This window comes from Flavobacterium sangjuense, assembly GCF_004797125.1.
In the GTDB taxonomy this organism is placed as follows: domain Bacteria; phylum Bacteroidota; class Bacteroidia; order Flavobacteriales; family Flavobacteriaceae; genus Flavobacterium; species Flavobacterium sangjuense.
In genome coordinates this window covers 2,098,741-2,114,427 of sequence record NZ_CP038810.1, presented here as the reverse complement: position 1 = coordinate 2,114,427, position 15,687 = coordinate 2,098,741, and the positions used below count along the sequence as shown (strand labels likewise).

16 protein-coding genes are annotated in these 15,687 nt (G+C 34.9%); 5 read left to right on the top strand and 11 right to left on the bottom strand.

What is annotated here, in order from left to right; genetic code table 11:
- From GS03_RS09280 to GS03_RS09265, 4 genes are all read left to right on the top strand, one after another.
- The gene (locus GS03_RS09280) at positions 1-609 is read left to right on the top strand and encodes an HPP family protein (protein WP_136152263.1); all 609 of its coding nucleotides are present in this window, start codon (positions 1-3) and stop codon (positions 607-609) included.
- A gap of 34 nt (positions 610-643) precedes the next feature.
- Positions 644-1,132 carry a DUF6265 family protein gene (locus GS03_RS09275; protein WP_136152262.1) on the top strand — a complete coding sequence of 163 codons (489 nt, stop codon included), beginning with the start codon at positions 644-646 and terminating at the stop codon, positions 1,130-1,132.
- Between the two features lie 174 nt (positions 1,133-1,306).
- On the top strand, positions 1,307-3,547 hold the full coding sequence (locus GS03_RS09270) for a TonB-dependent siderophore receptor (protein WP_136152261.1): 2,241 nt from the start codon (positions 1,307-1,309) through the stop codon (positions 3,545-3,547).
- Between the two features lie 3 nt (positions 3,548-3,550).
- Positions 3,551-4,099, top strand: a complete 549-nt coding sequence (locus GS03_RS09265; protein WP_136152260.1) for a PepSY-associated TM helix domain-containing protein — start codon at positions 3,551-3,553, stop codon at positions 4,097-4,099.
- Positions 4,100-4,139: 40 nt separating this feature from the next.
- Here GS03_RS09265 and GS03_RS09260 read toward each other — a convergent pair whose 3' ends face one another.
- The 3 genes from GS03_RS09260 to GS03_RS09250 all read right to left on the bottom strand — a co-directional run bounded on the left by GS03_RS09260 (position 4,140) and on the right by GS03_RS09250 (position 9,066).
- On the bottom strand, positions 4,140-6,488 hold the full coding sequence (locus GS03_RS09260; protein ID WP_136152259.1) for a hypothetical protein: 2,349 nt from the start codon (positions 6,486-6,488) through the stop codon (positions 4,140-4,142).
- Entirely contained in the window at positions 6,448-7,479 is a 1,032-nt protein-coding gene (locus GS03_RS09255) for a hypothetical protein (RefSeq protein WP_136152258.1), read from the bottom strand. Before GS03_RS09255 ends, GS03_RS09260 begins: the two co-directional genes overlap by 41 nt.
- Positions 7,480-7,602: 123 nt before the next feature.
- Positions 7,603-9,066 (bottom strand): aminoacyl-histidine dipeptidase, encoded by a 1,464-nt coding sequence (locus tag GS03_RS09250; RefSeq protein WP_136152257.1) that lies wholly within the window; start codon positions 9,064-9,066, stop codon positions 7,603-7,605.
- A 97-nt stretch (positions 9,067-9,163) separates the two neighbouring features.
- Here GS03_RS09250 and GS03_RS09245 point away from each other — a divergent pair, with 97 nt between their 5' ends.
- Complete coding sequence (locus GS03_RS09245; RefSeq protein ID WP_136152256.1) at positions 9,164-10,225, top strand: DUF3810 domain-containing protein; 1,062 nt, start codon at positions 9,164-9,166, stop codon at positions 10,223-10,225.
- A 62-nt stretch (positions 10,226-10,287) separates the two neighbouring features.
- Here GS03_RS09245 and GS03_RS09240 read toward each other — a convergent pair whose 3' ends face one another.
- The 8 genes from GS03_RS09240 to GS03_RS09205 form a co-directional block, all read right to left on the bottom strand.
- On the bottom strand, positions 10,288-10,830 hold the full coding sequence (locus GS03_RS09240) for a Smr/MutS family protein (protein ID WP_136152255.1): 543 nt from the start codon (positions 10,828-10,830) through the stop codon (positions 10,288-10,290).
- Positions 10,820-11,008, bottom strand: coding sequence for a hypothetical protein (locus GS03_RS09235; protein WP_136152254.1), 189 nt, complete (start codon positions 11,006-11,008; stop codon positions 10,820-10,822). Before GS03_RS09235 ends, GS03_RS09240 begins: the two co-directional genes overlap by 11 nt.
- 60 nt (positions 11,009-11,068) lie before the next feature.
- Positions 11,069-11,527: a DUF5362 family protein gene (locus tag GS03_RS09230; protein WP_136152253.1), complete on the bottom strand. Its 459-nt coding sequence runs from the start codon at positions 11,525-11,527 to the stop codon at positions 11,069-11,071.
- Between the two features lie 45 nt (positions 11,528-11,572).
- A complete protein-coding gene (rocD, locus tag GS03_RS09225; RefSeq protein ID WP_136152252.1) occupies positions 11,573-12,817 on the bottom strand; it encodes an ornithine--oxo-acid transaminase in 1,245 nt (414 codons plus the stop codon).
- 155 nt (positions 12,818-12,972) lie between these two features.
- Positions 12,973-13,680 (bottom strand): DUF1003 domain-containing protein, encoded by a 708-nt coding sequence (locus GS03_RS09220; RefSeq protein ID WP_136152251.1) that lies wholly within the window; start codon positions 13,678-13,680, stop codon positions 12,973-12,975.
- A 98-nt stretch (positions 13,681-13,778) separates the two neighbouring features.
- On the bottom strand, positions 13,779-14,189 hold the full coding sequence (locus GS03_RS09215; protein ID WP_136152250.1) for an OsmC family protein: 411 nt from the start codon (positions 14,187-14,189) through the stop codon (positions 13,779-13,781).
- Positions 14,190-14,290: 101 nt separating this feature from the next.
- Positions 14,291-14,836: a DUF1697 domain-containing protein gene (locus tag GS03_RS09210; RefSeq protein WP_136152249.1), complete on the bottom strand. Its 546-nt coding sequence runs from the start codon at positions 14,834-14,836 to the stop codon at positions 14,291-14,293.
- A gap of 101 nt (positions 14,837-14,937) precedes the next feature.
- Positions 14,938-15,603 (bottom strand): porin family protein, encoded by a 666-nt coding sequence (locus GS03_RS09205; RefSeq protein WP_136152248.1) that lies wholly within the window; start codon positions 15,601-15,603, stop codon positions 14,938-14,940.
- Between the last annotated feature and the right edge of the window lie 84 nt (positions 15,604-15,687).

Below are 15,687 nucleotides of genomic sequence, written 5' to 3'. Positions count from 1 at the left end.
ATGCCAATCAAAAAAATAAAAAGAGGTTATCGTAGGACAAGATATATTCTTTACAGAGAGACCCTGATTAATTTTAGAGAACACTTTTGGGCATTTGTTGGTTCGTTTATTGGCATTGGTATCATTGCTTACTTGCAATCAAAAACTTTACCTCATTCTGATGTGATTTATCTAATTGGCTCTTTTGGCGCTTCAAGTGTATTGGTATATGGTGTAATTCAAAGTCCATTGGCACAACCCAGAAACCTAATTGGTGGACATTTAGTTTCAGCCATAATTGGTGTTACCGTTCAAAAATTTGCTCCTGATATTTTGTGGATTACGGCACCACTTGCTGTTTCATTGTCCATTGTTTTAATGCAAATAACTAAAACATTGCATCCACCCGGAGGAGCAACAGCTTTGATTGCCGTGACTGGTTCTGTTGAATTGAAGAATCTTGGTTATTGGTATGTAATATCACCTGTTTTGGTTGGAAGTATAATTTTACTTGTTGCGGCCTTGTTCTTTAATAATATTACAGCTAATAGACAATATCCCGTTAACAAGAAGTTTTCTGAAATTAGAAAACGAATTCCTTTCTTACCAAAATATGAAAATGATAAATAAGTTTACTATTTTTATCTTTTATAAATCATTTTCTATGAAATCACACAAACTTCCTTTGGTTATTGCACTTGTTCTTGCCTGTTTAGCATCATGTAAAAATAATTCTTCCGAAAAAAAGTTCGACAAACTCGAAAAGCTGAATTGGCTTGTTGGCAATTGGGAACAAAAACTTCCTGATGGAACCTTAAAGGAAACCTGGACAAAGCAAAATGACAGCACGTTTAGCGGAGACAGTTATTTTATCACCCCTAAAGACACGGTTCATTTTGAAAGCATAAAGCTTACGCAGCGTGCTGAGGAATTAACCTATAATGCTACAGTTGTTGGACAAAATAATGATGAGCCTGTTCAATTTAAATTAACTTCGGATGCAGATAACACTTTTGCTTTTGAAAACCCAGCTCATGATTACCCACAAAAAATCACTTATAAAAAAATAAATGGAACTAGTTTAGTTGCAACAATTTCCGGAAAGCAACAAGGAAAACCGACTTCGGAAAGCTATGCAATGACTAAAAAATAAGCACTTTTTCTTCATAAAACACTTCTAACCTTACTAAACAGTAAGGTTTTTTTATTTATAAACATTAGTAAATCAATTTGTTGAAAAATATTATTTATATTAAGTCTAAATAAACTTTTTTAATTCAAATCTCGTATTTATATTTGCACCGTTATTTTAACTTATTCTAAATAAATGTATAGATATATTACAATTCTCGCCTTAACACTTACTACTAGTGCCGTTGGTTTTGCCCAAGAATCCAATGATGATTTCCAAGACGAACTTTATGCTGTAAACGATACAGTAAAAAACAAAAAAGGAGAAGCCTTAAAAGAAGTAGTGATTATTTCACAACAACAAAAAACCGTGGTTAAAGGTGGAAAAGCCAACATCAAACCACTTGACTTACCGCAAGCCTCTATGGTAATCGGTAAAGAAACCATCATGCAACAACAAATATTAAGACTCTCAGATGCGCTTAAAAACGCTAACGGTATTTATGTTGCAGGTGCCAGCAATGCTTCAGGAAACAATCAGGAAGAATTAGGTTCAAGAGGATTTACTTTTAGCGGTGCTAACACATTTAAAAACGGTGTGAGATTTAACGGATCGTTAATTCCTGAAACAGCTTCGCTTGAAAGTATAGAAATTTTAAAAGGAAGCTCCGCACTTTTATACGGAAACGTTGCTCCGGGTGGAATTTTAAACCTTATCACCAAAAAACCAAGATTCAATCACGGTGGTGAATTGAGTATCAGAACGACAGAATATAACTTTTTCAAACCTACCATTGATGTTTATGGAGCAGTGAACAACAGTAATACTGTGGCTTACCGTTTTATCAGTAGCTATGAGCAAGGAAACAGTTTTAGAGATGATGTGCAAACCAGAAGAATCTATTTCAATCCATCATTCTTATTTGACATTTCAGCAAAAACAAATATTTTAGTTGAAGCGGATTATACAAGTGACAACAGAACACCTGACTTTGGTTTGGCTACCATTGATTATAAAGTGGTTGAATTGCCAAGAAATTCATTCTTAGGTTTTGATTGGGGAAAATTTGACTCAGAACAAGTAGGCTTTACTTCTACCATCAATCACGATTTAAACAAAAACTGGCAATTGAAAGGGATTTTCTCTTACCAAGGTTACAGCACTGATTTATTGTCGAGTTTAAGACCAAATGCAGGAATTAATGATCCTAACAACGCAAACAACAACTTAGTTCGTGCCAATGGCGATTGGATTAGAGGTGTTCAAAAAACAGACTCAGAGCAAGATTACAGCTTAGTTGAAGCAGATTTAACCGGAACCTTCAACACCGGAAAAATGAAACACACTTTACTTTTTGGTGCAGATGCCGACCAAAGTAACACTGTCACTTTGGCTTACAAAAACATCAATTATTATGACAAAATCAACATCTATAATCCGAATGTGATTCTTGCCAAAAATCCAACCTACGCCAATACACTTATCCCTTCAATGGATAAAAACACTAACACTTTGGCCAATGTTAAAAGAGCCGGAGTTTACTTTCAGGACTTAATTGAAGTTACTCAAAAAGTAAAAGTATTAGCCGGTTTACGTTACAGCTATCTTGAAAACACCTCTGAAGTATTCACATATTCTTCAACACCAACTGCACCGGTTGTAACAGAAACACACGATAATATATTTTCTCCAAAATTAGGTTTGGTTTTCCAACCAACTAAAAACAATTCTGTTTTTGCAAGCTATTCTGATTCATTTGTGTTAAACACCGGAACTGACAGAAATCTAAAAGCTTTACCAAACTCAAGAATCGATCAATACGAAGTGGGAATTAAAAACGAATTCTTCAAAGGTCATTTGGTTGCTAATTTGACAACTTATTTAATCGATTACGGAAATTTAGCGCAGACCGATTTCTCAAACGGAAATACCAATACCAACATCAAAGAATTAGCTGGAGCTTACCAAAGTAAAGGAGTTGAGTTAGACATTACAGGCCACCACAAAGGTTTAAGATTAATCGCCGGATACAGTTTTAACGAAACAAAATATACTAAAAGTAATATCTATGATGCTGGTACACATCTAAGATTTTCACCAAAACATACCGCTAATGCAAGTGCGTTTTATACTTTTGAAAACACCAAATTAAAAGGATTCGAATTTGGTTTACAATCAACTTTTATCGGAGAAAGATTAGGCGGAAGATTAAGACCAAACAATGCGTCAACTGCTGCTGAAATGGCAAGAAAACCAATTCCTGTTGACGGATTTTTACAATTCGATGCATCAGTTGGTTATTCCATCAAAGATTTTTCAATAAGAGCAAGATTATCGAACTTAGCAAATGTAGTTAGCTATTATGTTTATGATGATAATACCGTTACCCCTATTGCCCCAAGAATGTTAACCACTACAGTATCTTATAAATTCTAAAAAATGAAGCAAGTCACTATCAGAAACCTGCACCGCGACTTAGGTTATTTTTATATTGGACTAATCATTTCTTTTGCCTTCTCAGGGATTTTGATGAATCACAGGGAAAGCTGGCATCCTGAAAAATATACGATTGAAACCAAAGCCATCGAAGTTAAATTGCCTGCGGAGGAAAAAATCAACGAACCGTTTGCTGATTCTTTGGGAAAAGCTCTTGGTATTGATGACAAAATTCGTCGTCACAATGTAAAAAAAGGAACCTTCAAGATTTCATTCGAAAAACACGATGTTGAAATTGATATGGAAACTGGTAAAGGTGAAATTGTTTCTTTTCAAAAAACACCTATCATCAGCCAAATGATGAAGTTGCACAAAAACACTTCTAACTGGTGGATTTATTACTCTGATATCTTTGGAATATCATTAATCACAATAGCGATTACAGGAGCGATTATGATTCCTGCCGGAAAGTTTACCTTTAAACGTAGAGGTTGGAAACTGGCCATCGCCGGATTACTTTTCCCTCTATTGTTTTTGTTCTTATTGGGTTAATAAGAATAAACGAAAAGCTCTCCAATGGAGAGCTTTTTTATTATCGTCTGGCGCTGAAATATTTTCCGAAAGCATCACAGTTTGAAGTCAATTCACCATAATAATCCGGATACTTTTCTTTTAACTCCCGATAGTATTTATTATTGCCCATAATATAATTTTGGAACTGATCATAACTGCCTTCAAATCTATCGTTGTCTGCATGAATCAATCTATTGTTTTCACAACGGCCAATCATCCGCAGACACAACGCTTTAAACTTATCCGTCTTGGCATTTTTAAGTGCCAACAAATAATAGGTTTTGGCCGAAAGACATTCGTAATATTCTCTCTCATCTTCGATAGTAGTTGGATTTCCTCCGCTGGTCCAGTAGTAGCGACGCATCATCCAGGCGTTGCCAAAATGAGTCATATTATAATAGCAATTCCCAACTAAAAAATAATAGTAATCCTTGTTCTTTTCTTTTGGATTTTCAGCTTTGTTAATATACTTAATCAGTTGTCGCGTAACGGTGTATTTATTAATGCGGAAAGCATCTTTTACCGGAATAAACTCCGGAGTATATTTTACAACATAAAATGGATTTTCATCAAATACATTATCTCCAAAATTCCATCCGTTGTTCTCATGCTCCCAGTTAGAATACTTTTCATTCCAAAGTTTAGCATCAACTTTCTTAAAGCTTTGCATTGCTTTAGTCAATTTGTTTTGTCGTATGTATTTGGTTCCTAATAAATCATATAAAAGAGGTAATTGTGTCTTTAAAACACTGTATTTAAAAACTGAAAATTCATCTTCCTTATCTCTGTTTTTATAAATATTGTCAATCAAAGCTTCCATTTGCCCAGGCGTATACATTACATTGATGTAATCGAAATACTCATTATAGAAATCAGAATAATTGTCAGGTGAATTGGTCACCGTTTTCCAATAGACACTATTATAATAATTATGATCTTCATAATAATTCTCATAACCTTTACCTAAAGTGGAATACAGTAATACTGCATCTGTGGTGTTGCCTTTGTATTCTAGTTCTCTTCCCAAGGCAAACAAAAACTTTTGATAGTTTTTATTTCTTAAAATTATCGGTTTCACTTCGTTAATCAATATCGCTTTTCCGTATTCCTGATTGGCTGTTAAAGCCAATGCTTCAATAATTTCCAATTGATTGGTAACCAATTCTGATTGTTTGACTTTTTCCAGCTCATTCAATAAGGAAATGCTGCCATTGTAATCTTTAGTAATGAATAACAAATAAGCTTTACAGGTTTTCCAGAGCATAGGATTTTCAACTGAATTCAAATCGATTGTATTGATAAAGCGCAATAATTCTCCGGCGTAATTTCGATCGCCTTCTACCCTTTTCTGTACGGTTTGAAAAACAGAAACCTCTTCATCCCAATAACTGTTGGTTTCAATCGATGGTTCAAAAAGAGTGTAATAAGGCGTAAAAATCCAATCTTCCACTTTATTCATTTCGCGCAACAACATAAAACTCAATCCATCAAACTTTGGACGGTATTCATATACTTTTTTGAAATATTCCAATGATTTATCGTGTTTTAAAATCCCGGCGAAAAGATAAACATTGGCTCTTTCATCATCGGTTTTGGCAAAAGCTACTACTTGCTCTATAGGAACATCTCTATTGTAATATTGTGAAATGGCAAAACGTTTTTCGGGTGCATTGACAAAAACCTGTGATGCATAAAAATTGCCCAAAGCTTTATCTTCTTCAGCTAAGGCTCTGAAATACAAACTCCAATAAAACAATATGTCTTTGGAAGGTTTGGCTTTAAAAACAGTATCAAAAAGCGTTCTGATTTTAACCACATCCTGGCTGTAAAATGCCATACGGATAGCTAAAAAAGTATAACGGAACTTTAGTGTTTCATTCTTTGTTTGTTTGGAAAGCAAAATAGCATTCTTTAACAATTTTCTTCGAACCGGAGACGATTGCACTTCATTGCGCTCCCAAGGGTCTTCCATCCAGGAATTGAAAAATTCACAGTTTTTGGCAAACTTCAAATAATTAATTACCTCATAATCTTTGGTTTGATACAAATAATGCAACATTTCATTTTTTGACCTTGGATTGATGTCGCCAACAGACATCCCACCCAATACTTCTTGAACCGCCTGATAGGAAACCTTGTTTTTGCAATATTTAACCCAAAGTAAGTCATTGGGTCTTTTATCAAAATCCCTGTAAACCCCTTGAGGTGAAAATGTATTGGCAGAATAATAAAACTCCGAATAGGAATGGTATCCCATCAAATCGGGATTAAAAAATGAAAAACGAAGTTCTTCACCATACGGATAAAATCCGCAGGCAAAAAGACTGCTACTTGCTAAAAGCGCTATAAAACCCAGAAAGTTCTTCATTGGTATAATTGCTTAATTGTTCATCATCTAAATGGAAAAGGGAAACCGTGGTATTCTTGTCGAAACTTACATATTTTTTCAATAAATGAATTGTTTGCTCAATTTTTCGAGCGTCAATTTCTTCAAACTTTACTTTATCGCCTATTCGCAAATAGGTTTCATTGATAACAGTGTCTTTGGTTACCGAATACCAAAGCGGTTTTATTTCCTTCAACAACTTTTTGACCATCTTATTATCTGTATAGATTACATTCGAAAACTGTTCGTTTTTATACACTTGCATCCACGAATAGATAGGCAAAGCAACATCTAAATGCTTCGGATAGATTTTATCTGTATCCAGATAACTTTCTAATTCATCAATATCCAATATGGAGTTTTTTGTATGGTTCTGCAATGGATTCAGTATATTGTAACACATTAAAGTAGCTTTATCAACTGGAGGAACTCCCATTTTATCCGGATATTTATATGGATACAATCGCAGTGTACAACTGATTTCTTTTTGGGAAATGGATTTTAGTTTTTTCAAAAAATAAAAATAGTTGTCTTTGGATTTCAACGTCCAATCACAATCCATTTGAAACTCAGTCAGAGGTTTGGCCTCTCTGAATTTTTCTTTATAAAATTTAGTGATTAAAAAGTTGACGTTATCTGCCAAAGTATCCAAACTGGCCTGATTGGATTTTAGGAAAACAGCATTTTTTATATACACAGTTGGTACAATAGTAATACTATCAAGATTGTATAAATAAAGTTGTGTTTTTGAAATGGGAAAATTGCCCATTGCATCACTATAATCTACTTCGAAAAACTTCACATATAATTTCTTTACATTTAGTTTTTTACTAATAGAGTCTTCTTTTTGTGAAATATTCCAATTGTCACTTTTCCAATAATAAAAAGCACGTTCAACATTGGCAATTTTATGTTCCTTTTTACAAGACAAAAACAGGCAGGAAATCAAACCAAGAAGCAGTATTTTTTTCATTTTTGAAGTTTTTGATATAACGTAAAATACGTATTAAAAGTATATTATTTTCTGCAATATTTTAACAAAAAAAAACCTCGTCTATTTCTAAACGAAGTTTCTCTTTATTCATGCTTCTTTTCTCTATTTTCTTTCAGGAATATTCGCCAATATCTCTAAATAAAACTTCCAGAATTTCTGTGATGATTTAATCGATGCTCTTTCATCAGGGCTATGCGCACCGTGGATTGTTGGCCCAAACGAAATCATATCCATTCCTGGATAATTGGTTCCCAAAATTCCACATTCCAATCCGGCGTGACAAGCCACAACACTTGGTTTAGCAGCATTTTGTTTTTCGTAGATGTTTACTAATAAATCCAATATTTCTGATTTGACATTTGGTGTCCAACCCGGATAGCTTCCGCCAAATTCAACTTCGCAACCAAACAATTCATACGCCGAACGCAAAGCATTAGCCAAATCAAATTTTGAACTTTCTACAGAGGAACGCGTTAAATTCTGAATGGTAATTTCACCATCTTTCACAACCACTTTAGAAATATTATTCGAAGTTTCTACCAAGTCAGCCATATCAGCACTCATTCGGTAAACACCATTGTGTGCGGCATAAATAGCACGCAACAATCCTTCCTGAACGCCTAAATCCATAACAGATGCAGGCAAATCGCTTTTTACAATTTCGATGGCTAAGTTGGGTTCAGTAGTCTTAAATTCAAATTTAATATCGTTAATGATTTCCTGCATATCAAATACAAATGCTTCATCATACATACCCGCAACAATCACTTTCGCCACGCTTTCACGCGGAATCGCATTACGCAAACTTCCACCGTTGATTTCAGCAATCTGCAAACCAAAATTCTCAAAACCATCAAACAATAAACGGTTCATAATCTTGTTGGCATTCCCTAATCCTTTATGAATATCCATTCCGGAATGGCCACCATTCAAACCTTTAACCGTTATCGTGTAACCAACAGAGCCTTCCGGAGTTTCTTCCGGATTGTAACTTCTGGTTGCTGTTACGTCTACTCCACCGGCACAACCAATATCAATTTCATCGTCTTCTTCGGTATCTAAATTCAACAGTATCTCTCCTTTTAAAATTCCGCCTTTTAAGTTCAAAGCGCCAGTCATTCCGGTTTCTTCATCAATCGTAAACAACGCATCAATCGCAGGATGCGGAATATCTTTGCTTTCCAAAATGGCCATAATCGCTGCAACACCTAAACCGTTATCCGCGCCAAGCGTAGTTCCGCGTGCACGAACCCAATCGCCATCAACATACATGTCAATTCCTTGCGTATCGAAGTCAAAATTAGTGTCGTTATTTTTTTGGTGCACCATGTCCAAATGCCCTTGCAGTACAACAGTTTTTCTGTTTTCCATTCCAGGAGTTGCCGGTTTGCGGATGATTACGTTGCGGATTTCGTCTTCAAAAGTTTCCAATCCTAAACTGTTACCAAAGTTTTTCATGAATTCAATCACACGTCCTTCCTTCTTTGACGGACGAGGAACCGCATTCAAATCGGCGAATTTATTCCAAAGTACTTTTGGTTCAAGGTTTCTAATTTCCTGGCTCATTATAGTTCTATTTTTTTAAATGTCGAGTCGCAAAGTTACAAAGTTAAATTGCTTTGCAAATTGATATTGTGATTATATTTACATTTTAAATCGCAACGTGAAACGCAAATATATACTTCCTCTTTTTCTGTTATTTCAAATCATTTTCCTGAAGGTTTTAGCCTTCTTCCCCGAAACTATTGAACGCCATTACAGCAACGGATTGTATGTTTTCACTTCGAGATTTGAGCGCACCGTTTTAGGCTGGATTCCGTTCTCTTTTGGCGATATCATGTATGGAATTCTAATTGTTTATTTGTTGATTTCTATCTGGAAAACCCGAAAAACATGGCAAAAACAATGGAAGGATAATCTACTGAAAGTGGTAAGCTGCCTTTCTGTTTTCTACTTTATATTTCATCTTCTTTGGGCATTGAATTATTATCGCCTGCCGCTGTTTGAGAAAATGAATATCAAAAGAGAATACAGCAACGAAGATTTATATGCGTTTACCGAAAAGCTGATTGCCAAAACCAACGAAGTACAATTCGCCATTACGCACAACAAAAATCAGAAAGTGACCAATCCGTATTCGCAGGACAGCATTTTCAACATGACGCAAAATGGTTATGACAATTTAGCCAAACAATATCCTTTTTTCAAATATGAAATTCCAAGCCGAAAGAAATCACTGTTTAGTTTGCCCTTGACTTATATGGGTTTTGGCGGTTATCTAAATCCGTTTACCAATGAATCGCAGGTGAATTACAAGTTACCGATGTATGGTTTCCCAAATGTAGTTTGTCATGAAATGGCACACCAAATTGGCTTTGCCAGCGAAAGCGAATGCAACTTTATCGGCTTTATGGCCTGTATCAAAAATGATGATTTGTATTTTCAGTATGCTGCTTATAACGTGGCTTTGCGCTATTGTCTGGGGAATGTGATTATGAAAGACGAAGAAAAATTCAAAGCGTTAAGACCGAAAATCAATCCCGGAATCATTGAGAACTTTAAAGAAAGTGAGCTTTTTTGGGAACAATACGACACCTTTATTGACAAAGGATTTCACGCTTTTTATGATCAATTCCTAAAAGCCAACCAACAAAAAGACGGTTTGGAAAGCTATAGTAAGTTTGTTGATTTATTGATTAATTACTACAAAGAAAAAGAATTTTAAACACCGATTTCATAGATTCGCACAGATTTATTTTGTGATAATTTGTGAAATCTGTGTTCCCACTATTTTGTGTTTTGCTTAAAGTAAACTTCCGTTGCACCTAGTCCATACTTCTGATAATTAGCATCTTGAAAAACAATATTATCATAACGTCCTAACAGAAAATCAAGGTCAGATTTCAGTACGCCTTCTCCAACACCGTGAATAAAGACAATCTTCGGAATTCGGTTTCGAATGGCAAATTCAATATGGGATTTTGCCGTATCTATTTGTTTAGTCAGGATATCATAGTTGTTCATCGACTTGTAGTTTTTGACCAACTTTTCGATATGCAAATCAAACTCCGGTGGCGGAATTTCTTTTTTGTTTTTCTTCTCTTTGTTGATATAGTTTGGCTTGGCTACTTCCTTTTCGCTAATCACCTGGCTTTTATTAAATTTAAAATCCATCGCATTACCACTTCCAATCTTAATTAACTCGCTGCTTTTAAACGTCAGACTAAAACCATCAGTGGTTTCAATAGTAACCTCCGAACCATTGATTTCAACCACAACACCATCAATGGCATCATCCAAAACCGAAACTTTATCACCTTTATTCAGCATGGTCATCCTCTTTTTCTTCCTGATTTTTACTAGGCGTTTTGGCGCTTAATTTCATAATGCCATACATGAATATCACGATAGTAATACATAAAATATAAACATTGGGTTTGGCCTTTGATTGTTCATACAAACCAACAATAATGGCCACAAGTGTAAATGGAATTACTAGTTTTTTCATAATCCAAAAATAAAAAAACCAGCTGAATTAGCTGGTTTTAAATAAACATATTTTTAATAATTACATTCCTCCGCTTGCCATACTAGCGAAAAATATAACAAAACCAATGATTGCTAAAATATATAGTGAAATCATGATGATAGTCATTATTCCTAAAAATTTATGATGCGATTTTAAATTCACCAAAGCATCTGAAAGCACGTCGCTATTGCTTGATTCTAAAGCTCGTTTTGTTCCGTTAGCATACTTGTATAAGTAATAAACCGGGAAAAAATAAAGCAATGCCATCAGGATGTAAAACGCACCAAAGTATTCTTTCATAGCCAATATTGGATTTGCACCCATTGCCCCGCCATAGGGATCACTCGGGATTGCAGTCATTGCGACTGTCATAAAAACTCCCATGACTACCATCAGAGCAATAAAAATAAATCCTACGATTGCTAAAAACGTACACCACTTGGCACTTTCTCTTAAAGCTTCAACAGCTAAGTCATTCAATGATAATTTTTCTTCCATAATTAATTAAGTTTTTTTTGGTTGGTTTATAAAAAGGGTTGTTGATTACTTTTCAAATTGCTTTAATGTCTTGATAATGATAGCAACACAATCTAATAATTGCTCTTCATTCATTACCAATGGCGGCGCAAAACGGATGATGTTTCCGTGTGTTGGTTTTGCCAATAATCCGTTGTCACGTAAAGCCATGCAGATATTCCACGCGGTATCGCTTTCTTCAGTATCATTGATTACAACAGCGTTTAATAATCCTTTTCCACGAACTAAAGTCGCGATGTTGGATGTTTCAACATATTTTGCCAATTCTCTACGGAAAATAACGCCTAATCTTTCTGCATTTTCAGCAAGCTTCTCATCTTTCACCACATCTAACGCAGCCATAGCAACTGCTGCAGCTACCGGATTTCCACCAAAAGTAGAACCGTGTTGGCCAGGTTTGATGACATTCATAATCGCATCATTTGCCAAAACTGCCGAAACTGGATACGCGCCACCAGAAATGGCTTTCCCTAAAATCAAAATATCAGGCTGTACGTTTTCGTGATTTACGGCTAATAATTTTCCGGTACGTGCAATTCCGGTTTGTACTTCATCAGCAATGAATAAAACATTGTTCGCTTCGCATAATGCTTTGGCTTTCGCCAGATAACCTTCTGTTGGCACATAAACCCCGGCTTCACCCTGAATTGGTTCAACCAAGAAACCTGCAATATTTTTTGAAGAAGTAATCGTTTTTTCCAAAGCGTCTAAATCATCGTAAGCTATTTTTATAAATCCTGCTGTGTATGGACCAAAGTTTTTACGTGCATTTTCATCATTAGAAAACGAAATAATAGTCGTAGTTCTTCCGTGGAAGTTACCGTCACACACAATAATCTGTGCTTCGTTTTCGTTAATTCCTTTTTTCTCATAAGCCCATTTTCTACAAAGTTTCAAAGCGGTTTCTACAGCTTCGGCACCTGTATTCATTGGCAATACTTTATCAAAACCAAAATATTTAGTGATGTATTCTTCGTAAATACCCAGTTTATCATTGTAAAATGCTCTCGATGTCAGCGTCAAAGTTTGCGCTTGTTCCATCATCGCACCTACAATCTTTGGATGACAATGACCTTGATTAACTGCAGAGTATGCCGAAAGAAAATCGTAATACTTTTTACCTTCAACATCCCAAACATACACGCCTTCTCCTCTACTCAAAACTACTGGTAACGGATGGTAATTGTGTGCACCATACTTGTTTTCTAAAGCAATCGCTTCAGCTGAACTCATTTTTTCTAAAACTGACATTTTTTGTAATTTAAATTCTTTAATATCAATTCCTTCTTTTGGAGAGAAATCATCCATGACAAAAGTAAAACTTAATTATGAATTATAAGTTATGAATTATGAGTTGTAATCTGCAAATTTTCAAAAACTCATAACTTATAACTCATAACTTATAACTACTTCTTCCCCTCAATCCTATTCAAAATATCATTCATCATTTCTATCTGAACCTTCTGTATTTCTATTAATTCCTGCTGTTGGTGCATTATTAAATGGTCTAATTTATCATCTAACATTCTGATTTCTAATTCTGATTTCAGGTTAATCATATAATCTTTCTTGGCACGTTCCCGATCTTTTTGCTCCTGGCGGTTTTGGCTCATCATGATTATGGGTGCCTGCAATGAGGCCAAACAGGACAAAATCAAATTTAATAATATAAACGGATATGGGTCAAACCCTTTGTTCATCAGCAGAAAAACATTCGCCCCAATCCAAGCCATAATAACCACAAAAAACCAAATAATGAATGTCCAGCTTCCTCCAAAATCAGCCACATTATCCGCTAATCTTTGACCAAAAGTTCTATTGTCGGGTTCGTCTTCTACTTTTCTAACCAATGATTTGTCATCGGTTAATGATTTGAGCACATTTTTATGCAAATCATTTAACTCACCTACTTCGGATTTTAAAAACTTTGAAATATATTTTTCTCTGTAGATATTCAATTCACCTACTGTTATATCTTTTGACATATCTAAATCCGGATGGTCTTCTTTTATCAAATTGAGAATGGGAACTCTGATGCTTTTACAGGAAATTTTATCATTTTCAGGAGCTTCTAAACCCGAGATGGCACTTTTAAATGTGGCTTTTGAACTCATAGTGATATTTTATTTTATTAGCTAATTTACATTTTTAATCAATAAAAAAACCTCACTTCTGTAAAAGAAATGAGGTTAGTTATTATACTAGTTATCAACTAAAGTAAAGTAGCAGTCGAACTAATTTCTGTATTCAAAAGTTTTGAAATCGGACAGTTTTTCTCTGCTTTAATAACCAATTCCTGAAACGTATCATTTGATATTCCCGGGATTTTAGCTTCCACAGTCAAAGTAGAACTAACGATACTTCCATTCTGTAAGTCGATTACACATTTGGTCTCAATGCTGTCCGGTGTAAATCCCGCTTCACCAATAAAAGCAGAAAGTTGCATCGAAAAACAACCCGAATGTGCTGCCGCAACAAGTTCTTCAGGATTAGTTCCAACGCCTTCCTCAAAACGGGAACCGAAAGAATATTGTGTGTTGTTTAATGTGGTACTTTGTGTTGTAATCACTCCCTTTCCTTCTTTTAGGGAACCTTTCCAAACTGCGGTTGCATTTCTTTTCATGATAGTTGATTGTTTAAAATTTTTGTCAAATTTAATAATAGAATAATTCTCTAAAGTTACGAAATCATTGTTATTTATTATAGGATTATTTTAATTGGCAATTATTTTCCCTCGAACATTTCAAGTAGTTTATTCACCGTATTCCAATTCCGCGTAGTAGAAACCACATTCATGCTTTTCTCAATCCATTTGTTATCGAGTCTGGTTTTGGCGGGAGAAATATCATATTTCAGATAAATACGTTTGCCATCCAACTGAATTTCGTCTGGCTTTATAAAGTTTAAGTTGAGTTGGGTAATCATATTGTCGGGCAGCATCGATGAAATAAACGAAACATACAATTTCTTTAAATCGACGCCTTCTTCGTTCAGGAATTTATTCCGATCCAAACACGCCTGCAAATCTTCTTTTCCAATGACAATTACGGGAACATCATGCCCAAACTCCTTAAAGATTTCCTGCTTAATCAAAAAACCAACTTTCCCCGGACTTTCTTCTTCGGTATCCACAAACACATTTCCCGATTGAATATAGGTTACCACATTGGTAAAGCCAATGGCTTCAAGTGCTTTTTTCAAAGCCACCATATTAATCATTTTATGTCCCGAGACGTTGATGCCACGGAGAAGTGCGAGATGGGTTGTCATTATAATTTAATTTCTATCTTTCAAATATACAAAACAGACGCTAATCTTTAAAGCATAAAAAAACCACCAAAAGTTGCTTTTATCTAAATGAAAATTAGTTTTTATTTGAATGTATATCCTAACCCAAAGGTAAATACTGAGTTCTTAATATCTTGTGAGTTTCCGTTACTATCAACTACATCGTCTCCTTCAATAACTTTAGTAAGTCCTAACGAATAACGTCCGTTAAAATTCAAACCATTTTCGAGTTCATATCCCAAACCAAAATTTAGTGCCAAATCAAATGTATTGGTTTTAGCATCAATACCATTATCATTAAAGAAATCGTCTAAATCAAAAGTCAAAGTCTGTCCGTTACCTGTTGCTTCTAATTCTTTTTTAACATTGAATCCTAATTGGGGACCAAACTCGAAGTTAAAGTTTTTAACCGGATAATATTTAAGCATCAATGGTATCGCTATATAGTCAAGTTTATAAATTAGTTTGAGGTCAATTCCTTCAGAAGTGCCTTCTTCTTTCATTCCCTGGGCTGTGTATAGCAATTCTGGCTGAAAAGCAAACTTATCTGCAAACTTATAATTTAAATAAGCTCCAACATTCAACCCATTTCTTGTTGTCCCAGAATCAGAGTCGGTTAATTTTGCAAAATTCAAACCTAATTTAAGTCCATATTTTAAAGGTTTTGACGCGTGCTTAGCATCTTGTTTATCTTGAGCAGTTCCAATACTACAAACTAGTATCGCCGCAATTAAAAAAAGGTTTTTCATTGTTTATGTTTTAGAGATTGTGCTAAAATACACCATTTTTTTAATATTTGGCGCAGCTGGTTTTAAAATCTTAGTTACAGCAAA